We start from the raw sequence: 8,590 nt of genomic DNA, 5'->3' as shown, positions 1-8,590 counted from the left end.
AATCCATGTCACTTTGAGTGCCCACACAGATTGTCTGATAAATTGTTAAAGAGCAGTTGCGACGCGCTTCAGCGCTCTGTCGCGAGGTGGCGTATATTACGCTTTCCTCTTTCAGAGTCAACCCTGAATTTCAGGATTTTTTCTCTTCAACCGACCGGGCTGTTTGTGAAGTGATTCACATCTGCCGTGTCGATGGAGGCGCATTATAGGGAGTTCTCCGCAGGCCGCAACCGCTAAATGACAGAAAAATGACTGACTGCTGCATTCCCCAGCAAAACCCCGCCTTATACCTTTTTACACACAGAGTTATCCACAGCGATGCGAAAAAGTGAAAATTCGCGAGCGTTGCGCAAACGTTTTCGTTAAAATGCTCGCGCTTAACAAGGATGCCTCGTCAGGTGTGTTAGATGAGTTTTTCGCTGGAAAATTCATCTAACGCTCTCTGTAATCGTGAAATCCAGGGGATTTACCATGCAACAACGTCGTCCAGTCCGCCGCGCTCTGCTCAGTGTTTCTGATAAAGCCGGTATCGTCGAATTCGCTCAGGCACTTTCTGCACGTGGTGTAGAGCTGCTGTCCACAGGTGGTACCGCACGCCTGTTAGCAGATAAAGGTCTGCCGGTAACCGAAGTGTCCGATTACACCGGTTTCCCGGAAATGATGGATGGACGCGTCAAAACCCTGCACCCGAAAGTCCACGGCGGCATTCTGGGTCGTCGCGGTCAGGATGATGCCATTATGGAACAGCATGATATCGCGCCAATTGATATGGTTGTCGTTAACCTTTATCCGTTCGCCCAAACCGTGGCGCGTGAAGGCTGCTCTCTGGAAGACGCCGTAGAGAATATTGATATCGGCGGACCGACGATGGTGCGCTCCGCGGCCAAGAACCATAAAGACGTGGCCATTGTGGTGAAGAGCAGCGACTACTCCGCCATTATTAATGAAATGGATGCGAACGAAGGGTCACTGACTCTGGACACCCGTTTCGACCTCGCGATTAAAGCATTCGAACACACCGCCGCGTACGACAGCATGATCGCCAACTACTTCGGTAGCCTGGTGCCGGCTTACCACGGCGAAAGCAAAGATCCTTCCGGCCGCTTCCCACGCACGCTGAATCTGAACTTCATCAAGAAGCAGGATATGCGTTATGGCGAGAACAGCCACCAGCAGGCAGCCTTCTATATAGAAGAAGAAGTAAAAGAAGCTTCTGTCGCCACCGCCCAGCAGGTTCAGGGCAAAGCGCTCTCTTATAACAATATTGCCGATACCGATGCCGCACTGGAGTGTGTGAAAGAGTTCAATGAGCCTGCCTGCGTTATTGTGAAGCACGCGAACCCCTGCGGCGTAGCGGTCAGTACTTCTATCCTGGACGCTTACGATCGCGCCTATAAAACTGACCCAACCTCTGCCTTCGGTGGCATTATCGCGTTTAACCGTGAACTGGATGCCGAAACCGCACAGGCCATTATCTCTCGTCAGTTTGTTGAAGTGATCATCGCGCCATCTGCGTCTGAAGAAGCGCTGAAAATCACCGCCGCGAAACAGAACGTGCGCGTGCTGGTTTGCGGCCAGTGGGCAGAGCGCGTGCCGGGTCTTGATTTCAAACGTGTAAATGGTGGGCTGCTGGTTCAGGATCGCGATTTGGGCATGGTGACAGCCGCTGACCTGCGCGTCGTCACCAAACGTCAGCCAACCGAACAGGAACTGCGTGATGCGCTGTTCTGCTGGAAAGTGGCGAAGTTCGTGAAATCCAACGCCATTGTCTATGCCAAAGAGAACATGACCATCGGGATAGGTGCAGGCCAGATGAGCCGCGTTTACTCTGCGAAAATTGCCGGTATCAAAGCAGGCGACGAAGGCCTGGAAGTAAAAGGTTCTGCCATGGCGTCTGACGCCTTCTTCCCGTTCCGTGACGGTATTGATGCGGCCGCCGCTGTGGGTATCACCTGTGTGATCCAGCCTGGCGGTTCTATCCGTGACGATGAAGTCATTGCCGCTGCCGACGAACACGGCATTGCGATGATCTTCACCGATATGCGTCACTTCCGTCATTAATTCCCGGAGCAGAAAATGAAAGTATTAGTGATTGGTAACGGCGGGCGCGAGCACGCGCTGGCGTGGAAAGCGGCGCAGTCTCCGCTGGTTGAAACCGTTTTTGTGGCTCCGGGTAATGCGGGTACGGCGCTGGAACCTGCGCTGCAGAACGTCGCCATCGGCGTGACCGATATCCCCGCGCTGCTGAGCTTTGCCCAGAACGAGAAAATCGATCTCACCATCGTCGGCCCGGAAGCGCCACTGGTGATTGGCGTCGTTGACGCGTTCCGTGCCGCAGGTCTGAAAATCTTCGGCCCGACGGAAGGCGCAGCACAACTGGAAGGGTCTAAAGCCTTTACCAAGGATTTCCTTGCGCGTCATAACATCCCGACGGCGGAATACCAGAACTTCACCGAAGTCGAGCCCGCGCTGGCTTACTTACGTGAAAAAGGCGCGCCGATTGTGATCAAAGCCGACGGTCTGGCTGCCGGTAAAGGTGTTATCGTCGCGATGACGCTCGAAGAAGCCGAAGCAGCCGTACAGGATATGCTGGCAGGCAATGCCTTTGGCGACGCGGGCCACCGCATCGTGATTGAAGAGTTCCTTGATGGCGAAGAGGCGAGCTTTATCGTGATGGTGGATGGCGAACACGTTCTGCCGATGGCCACCAGCCAGGACCATAAGCGCGTGGGCAATGCGGATACCGGGCCGAATACCGGCGGTATGGGCGCTTACTCCCCTGCCCCTGTGGTGACGGATGAAGTGCATCAGCGCACCATGGACCGAATCATCTGGCCAACCGTAAAAGGAATGGCTGCCGAGGGTAACACTTACACCGGTTTCCTCTATGCGGGCCTGATGATTGACAAGCAGGGCAATCCGAAGGTGATCGAATTTAACTGCCGCTTCGGCGATCCCGAAACTCAGCCAATCATGCTGCGCATGAAATCTGACCTGGTGGAGCTGTGCCTGGCCGCATGCGACGGCAAGCTGGATGAGAAAACCTCAGAGTGGGATGAACGCGCGTCTCTGGGCGTGGTGATTGCTGCGGGCGGTTATCCTGGCCACTACAACACCGGAGATGAGATCCATGGCCTGCCGCTGGAAGAAACCGAAGGTGCCAAGGTGTTCCACGCCGGAACGAAACTGGCTGACGACGATCGCGTACTGACCAACGGTGGCCGCGTGCTGTGTGCCACCGCGCTGGGCCATACCGTTGCCGAAGCGCAGAAGCGCGCTTATGCCCTGATGGCGGATATCCACTGGAACGGTAGCTTTAGCCGTCAGGATATCGGTTATCGTGCGATTGCACGTGAGCAAGGGGAGTAATCCCCCCTCATTCTAACCCTCTCCCTGAAGGGAGAGGGGATTTACGTCAAAAACTCTTTTCTGTCGGCTGCCAGGTGCAGAAATCTTCGTTCGCCACCAGCAACAGCTGAGAGCCTTCAGGCGCTTCAAGCCACGCCACACTCACTTCCATTGATGAATGACGCTGACGGCGCTGTATATGTTCGGTTGCCCAGGATTCAAGATCAGGTTTGACTGTCTGCCCTTCGCAGGTAGTGACCGTACCATCGGTATGCCAGCGCCCCTGGCGCAGCACCACGCGTCCCTGACGCAGCGCATCGCTGGTCTGGCGGATTTGTCCGGCACGATAACGATAGAGAGCAACCTGATCGCTGGAGAGTTGCTGTTTTTGACCGTTGACTTCACGCTGCATAAAGCTCAGCTCGCCGTGATCATCAAACCGCACTTTTACATGTTCGGGGGTTTTGCCGTAGATATTGAGTTCGATGAATGACAGGTCGTCTCCCTGCCAGCGATACTCTGCGGTCGATGTATTGCCGTTATGCCACGGGCTAAAAGCGGAAAGCAGATGCACTTCACCGCCAGAATCTTTACGCCAGATCCTCACCGCTCCCTGGTTGTCAGCGTAACCGCTGGCGGTAAACGGTGGTAAAGAGGTGTCATGGCTACAGGCGGAAAGCAGTAACACGCCCGCCAGCGCGAGCGCGCCACGCCAGAATGACAAAAGGGGCGTTGCCGCCCCTTCGTTAAAACTGTTCACTGCCACGCGTCTTACTTAACTGCGTCTTTCAGTGCTTTACCAGAAACAAATGCCGGCACGTTAGCTGCGGCGATTTTGATTTCTTTACCGGTCTGCGGGTTGCGGCCAGTACGCTCAGCGCGGTGGTTCACTTTGAAGGTACCGAAACCAACCAGTTGTACAGCATCGCCTTCTTTCAGAGACTCAGTAATAGCAGCCAGGGTAGATTCCAGAGCAGCTTTAGCCTGCACTTTAGACAGATCAGCCTTGTCCGCAATTACATCAATCAGTTGAGTCTTGTTCATAAGTTATCCTTTCAATGTGTTTATCGCTTGCTAAGCATCGAGTGCGACGAAAATGCCAAAATAGCACTCTCCTGCATACACGCACCGATAGCCACTTTTTTTCGCCCCCCAAATGTAGACCAGACGGGGGGCAGAAGGGAAGAGTCGAGGTGCGACAAAACAGGCGTTAAATCACGTTTTGTTGTCTCATTGGTTAAAAATTATACCAATATTACTCTCGCCGGCCTCACGCAAGTCCGCACGCAGCCCTTTTATCAGCTCAATATCGCGTTCTTCACACTCTGCCAGCAGGCGGAAAATCTCCCACTGAATATCCCATTCCTGTTCAACAGCAGGGTTAGCCCGCAGCTCTTCGTCGGTCATTTCACGGCCTGCCTGGGTCATTTCGAGCATTGCTACGGTCGTAATGGATGCCTTACTGACTTCAATAGCGTGCTCCAGCGTTTCACCGCTCAGACGAGAGTGAATCAGTTCGCTTAACGCTACGCAGGCATCAATTGCCGGATAGACACCGTACAGATCAAAATCATCCGCCACCGGAATAGCCTCTTCGAGTTTTTCCAGCTGAGAGTCGAAGTTCACCTTTGCGTCTTTGACCGTCAGCGTTTCCCAGATGAGGTCGAGGATCCGGCGATAAATATGGCCATCACCAAACTCCGTCTGCTTGCAGAACGCGGCGTAGTTCGGATACATGCGCTCGCACAGGCAAGCCATAAAGGTGACGTGCTGCCAGCTTTCCAGCTTCTCAAGGCGCAGGTGAATCGGGTTTTGTAGCATGATGAGATCTCGAATCGAAAATTAGTCGCAGTTTACCTGATTCATCACTGAATTTCCTGCCAACGAACAAAAGCCGGACGAGCAGAGGCCACCGCATCTGCCCAACGCGTGGGCTCAGGTAACCGGTAACCCTTCATACAACGCTGCACCCAGGCCAGGGCGCTGTCCATGCTCACACGGTGCCCGGTTGCGATAAACAGCGGGTTACAGCGCGCTTTACTGCGCCAGACCCATGCCAGCTGCTCACCCTTATCAATAAGCGGCGCCAGCGCGCCCGGCTCGGCGGAGAGCGGCTCAAATGCACCGCACAGGCGTTTTTTGGCCACACCGATGGTGGGTACATCCACCAGCAGACCAAAGTGGCTGGCAACGCCTAAGCGACGCGGATGAGAGATACCGTGTCCATCAACAAACAGCAGATCGGGTTTTTGTGAGAGTTGCTCCCACGCTGCGAGCAGCGCGGGGTATTCACGGAAGGAGAGAAAGCCCGGTATGTACGGCATGGTGGTGGCGATACGCGCCACTTTGTACTCCACCAGCTCAAGTGAGGGGTACTTCAGCAGCACCATCGCCGCCCGCGTCACTTCACCGCCCTGCTCAAACCCGACATCCGCACCGCCTATATACTGCGGGGGATCCTTATCCAGACGATCCTCGCGGATCACGGATGAAGCCAGTTCTATCTGTTGAGCGCGTAATGACGCGAGATCCATAACCACTCCTTATTTGTGATATTGCGCAGAAAGTCGGTGCACCGCCTCCACAAACGCGCCAGCGTGCTCTGGCGGAACGTCCTGATGGATACCGTGCCCGAGGTTAAACACGTGCCCTTCCCCCTGGCCAAAGCCAGCCAGAATAGACGCCACCTCTTCTTCAATACGGGCAGGCTGCGCGTAGAGCATGGACGGATCCATATTGCCCTGCAGCGCCACTTTGTCACCCACGCGACGGCGCGCGTCGGCGATATCGGTGGTCCAGTCGAGACCCAGCGCATCGCAGCCGGTCGCCGCCATGGCTTCCAGCCACTGGCCGCCGCCTTTGGTGAACAGCGTGACCGGCACACGGCGGCCTTCATTTTCACGCAGCAGGCCATCAACGATTTTGTGCATGTAGTAGAGCGAAAATTGCTGATAATCGCGCCCGGTCAGCACGCCGCCCCAGGTATCGAAAATCATCACCGACTGCGCACCCGCTTTGATCTGCGCGTTCAGATAGAGGGTGACGCTTTTCGCCAGCTTATCGAGTAGCGCATGCAGGGCCAGCGGCTCTGCATACATCATCTTTTTGATCACGGTAAAGGCTTTACTGCTGCCGCCTTCAACCATATAGGTCGCCAGCGTCCACGGACTGCCGGAGAAGCCAATCAGCGGGACTTCGCCTTTCAGTTCGCGACGAATGGTGCGCACGGCATTCATCACATAGCCCAGCTCCTGCTCAGGATCGGGAACGGGCAGCTTATCAACATCCGCTTTGCTTTTGATTGTTGAAGTGAAACGCGGGCCTTCGCCGGTTTCGAAATAGAGCCCAAGGCCCATCGCATCCGGAATGGTCAGAATGTCCGAAAAGAGAATGGCGGCATCCAGCGGGAAGCGGCGCAGCGGCTGGAGCGTGACTTCACACGCCAGCTCGGCATTTTTGCACAGCGACATAAAATCGCCCGCCTGCGCACGCGTGGCTTTGTACTCTGGCAAATAGCGTCCCGCCTGGCGCATCATCCACACCGGGGTGACATCAACGGGCTGGCGCAGCAGCGCACGCAGATAACGATCGTTTTTCAGTTCGGTCATTTTTGCAGTTCCTTAAGCGTCATGGCCTCAGTGTAACATGTCACTCAGCATCAGCCCGACACATTGCTACGGTATCTTCTATCAGCCGACGGGCGACGGTGCCTGGTGGTGGCAGCAGCGGCAAATCGTCATAACGATACCAGTTCGCCTCCAGCAACTCTTTCTGGTCGATGACAATCTCGCCGCTGTCATAATCGGCCATAAAGGCCGTCATCAGCGACTGCGGGAACGGCCACGGCTGGGAGGTAACATAGCGCAGGTTTTTAACCTTAATCCCGCTCTCTTCCATCACTTCACGCGCCACCGCCTGTTCCAGCGTTTCGCCCACCTCGACGAACCCGGCCAGCACGGTATGAATGCCGTTGCGGTGGCGGGTGTGCTGCGCCAGCAGGATGGAATCGTCACGACGGATAGCGACGATAATGCACGGCGCAATTTGCGGGTAGTAACGCTCACGGCAGTGGCTGCAGAGCATCGCCCACTCGGTTTTACTGGGGTGCATGGTGTGACCACAGTAGCCGCAGTACTTATGCGAACGGTAAAACTCAGCCAGCTGCACACCCCGGCCCGCCAGCTGGAACAGGCCCACATCCTGATCCAGCACCTGACGAACCGATCCCATGTCATTGCGGCGTGGCTGTTGGATCAACCACACGGGTTCACCCTGCCATTCCCCGATCTTCAGCGCGGGCAGGCCGACAAGATCAAATTTTTCTGCTGCGCCATAGGGTATTTCCCCGGCAGGCAACCATAATTTTTGTTCGTGACTGACGATCCACCAACCCAGATCTGATTTTTCAATAATACGATCCATATCTATTGCACTACCTTCGCTTCACTGACATGTTGTTAGCATTGTGGTTACATTTTGGATAAGCAGATTCAATTCTCAACCTTGCGGAGTCAACCATGTTAAACCAGCTAGAGAGCCTGACTGAGCGCGTTAGAGGAAGTAACAAACTGGTGGATCGCTGGCTACATGTGCGCAAGCATCTACTCGTGGCTTATTACAATCTGGTCGGTATTAAGCCTGGCAAAGAATCGTTTATGCGGTTGAATGAAAAAGCGCTGGATGATTTTTGTCAGAGCCTGGTCGACTATCTGTCCGACGGCCATTTCAATATTTATGAACGCATTATCCGCGAAATGGAAGGGACTACACCGTATTTAGCGGCCAGCAAACTCTATCCGCTGCTGGAAGCTAACACCCAGCAGATCATGGATTACTACGATTCCACGCTTGAGAACGCCATCGATCACGATAACTATCTTGAGTTTCAGCAGGCGCTTTCCGACCTCGGCGAAGCGCTGGAAGAGCGATTCACGCTGGAAGATAAGCTGATCGCCCTCGCCCTGGATCACGGCCTGGATGTGAGCCACGAAGATAACGTCGCGCGACCTGCTTGAGTTCTTAATCGTTAACGAGTAATTTACAACCATTCGCCCCTCTGTGGAGGGGGATTTTTCTTGTCGGAGTGCCCAGTGTGCAAGCACGGGCTGAGACCGTTAATTCGGGATCCGCGGAACCTGATCAGGCTAATACCTGCGAAGGGAACAAGAGTCACACTGCTGTTGTATCGCCCCCAGGGCGATCCTCTCTTGCTTCATCCGTCGTCTGACAAGCCATGTCCTTC

9 protein-coding genes and 1 riboswitch are annotated in these 8,590 nt (G+C 54.8%); of the genes, 3 read left to right on the top strand and 6 right to left on the bottom strand.

Features of this window, described 5'->3' with window-relative positions; genetic code table 11:
* The first annotated feature begins 471 nt into the window (after positions 1-471).
* A complete protein-coding gene (gene purH, locus EQV24_RS19505) occupies positions 472-2,061 on the top strand; it encodes a bifunctional phosphoribosylaminoimidazolecarboxamide formyltransferase/IMP cyclohydrolase (RefSeq protein WP_013095020.1) in 1,590 nt (529 codons plus the stop codon).
* A gap of 15 nt (positions 2,062-2,076) precedes the next feature.
* Complete coding sequence (gene purD, locus EQV24_RS19500) at positions 2,077-3,369, top strand: phosphoribosylamine--glycine ligase (RefSeq protein ID WP_013095019.1); 1,293 nt, start codon at positions 2,077-2,079, stop codon at positions 3,367-3,369.
* A gap of 46 nt (positions 3,370-3,415) precedes the next feature.
* On the opposite strand, the gene EQV24_RS19495 is transcribed toward purD, so the two are convergent.
* The 6 genes from EQV24_RS19495 to nudC form a co-directional block, all read right to left on the bottom strand.
* The gene (locus EQV24_RS19495; RefSeq protein WP_023621286.1) at positions 3,416-4,108 is read right to left on the bottom strand and encodes a DUF1481 domain-containing protein; all 693 of its coding nucleotides are present in this window, start codon (positions 4,106-4,108) and stop codon (positions 3,416-3,418) included.
* Between the two features lie 11 nt (positions 4,109-4,119).
* A complete protein-coding gene (hupA, locus tag EQV24_RS19490) occupies positions 4,120-4,392 on the bottom strand; it encodes a nucleoid-associated protein HU-alpha (RefSeq protein WP_002445246.1) in 273 nt (90 codons plus the stop codon).
* A gap of 186 nt (positions 4,393-4,578) precedes the next feature.
* A complete protein-coding gene (locus EQV24_RS19485; RefSeq protein WP_013095017.1) occupies positions 4,579-5,169 on the bottom strand; it encodes a YjaG family protein in 591 nt (196 codons plus the stop codon).
* Positions 5,170-5,213: 44 nt separating this feature from the next.
* Positions 5,214-5,882 carry a deoxyribonuclease V gene (gene nfi / locus EQV24_RS19480; protein ID WP_013095016.1) on the bottom strand — a complete coding sequence of 223 codons (669 nt, stop codon included), beginning with the start codon at positions 5,880-5,882 and terminating at the stop codon, positions 5,214-5,216.
* 9 nt (positions 5,883-5,891) lie between these two features.
* On the bottom strand, positions 5,892-6,956 hold the full coding sequence (hemE, locus tag EQV24_RS19475) for a uroporphyrinogen decarboxylase (RefSeq protein ID WP_013095015.1): 1,065 nt from the start codon (positions 6,954-6,956) through the stop codon (positions 5,892-5,894).
* 40 nt (positions 6,957-6,996) lie between these two features.
* Entirely contained in the window at positions 6,997-7,770 is a 774-nt protein-coding gene (nudC, locus tag EQV24_RS19470) for an NAD(+) diphosphatase (protein ID WP_013095014.1), read from the bottom strand.
* 95 nt (positions 7,771-7,865) lie between these two features.
* Here nudC and EQV24_RS19465 point away from each other — a divergent pair, with 95 nt between their 5' ends.
* Positions 7,866-8,363: an Rsd/AlgQ family anti-sigma factor gene (locus EQV24_RS19465; protein WP_013095013.1), complete on the top strand. Its 498-nt coding sequence runs from the start codon at positions 7,866-7,868 to the stop codon at positions 8,361-8,363.
* Between the two features lie 54 nt (positions 8,364-8,417).
* Positions 8,418-8,527, top strand: a riboswitch (TPP riboswitch).
* Positions 8,528-8,590 lie beyond the last annotated feature (63 nt).

Origin of the sequence: Enterobacter sp. A8, assembly GCF_004296595.1 — a bacterium.
GTDB lineage: Bacteria > Pseudomonadota > Gammaproteobacteria > Enterobacterales > Enterobacteriaceae > Enterobacter > Enterobacter cloacae.
Note: the sequence above shows the minus strand (reverse complement) of the source record. Positions and strands in the feature narration are given on the sequence as shown.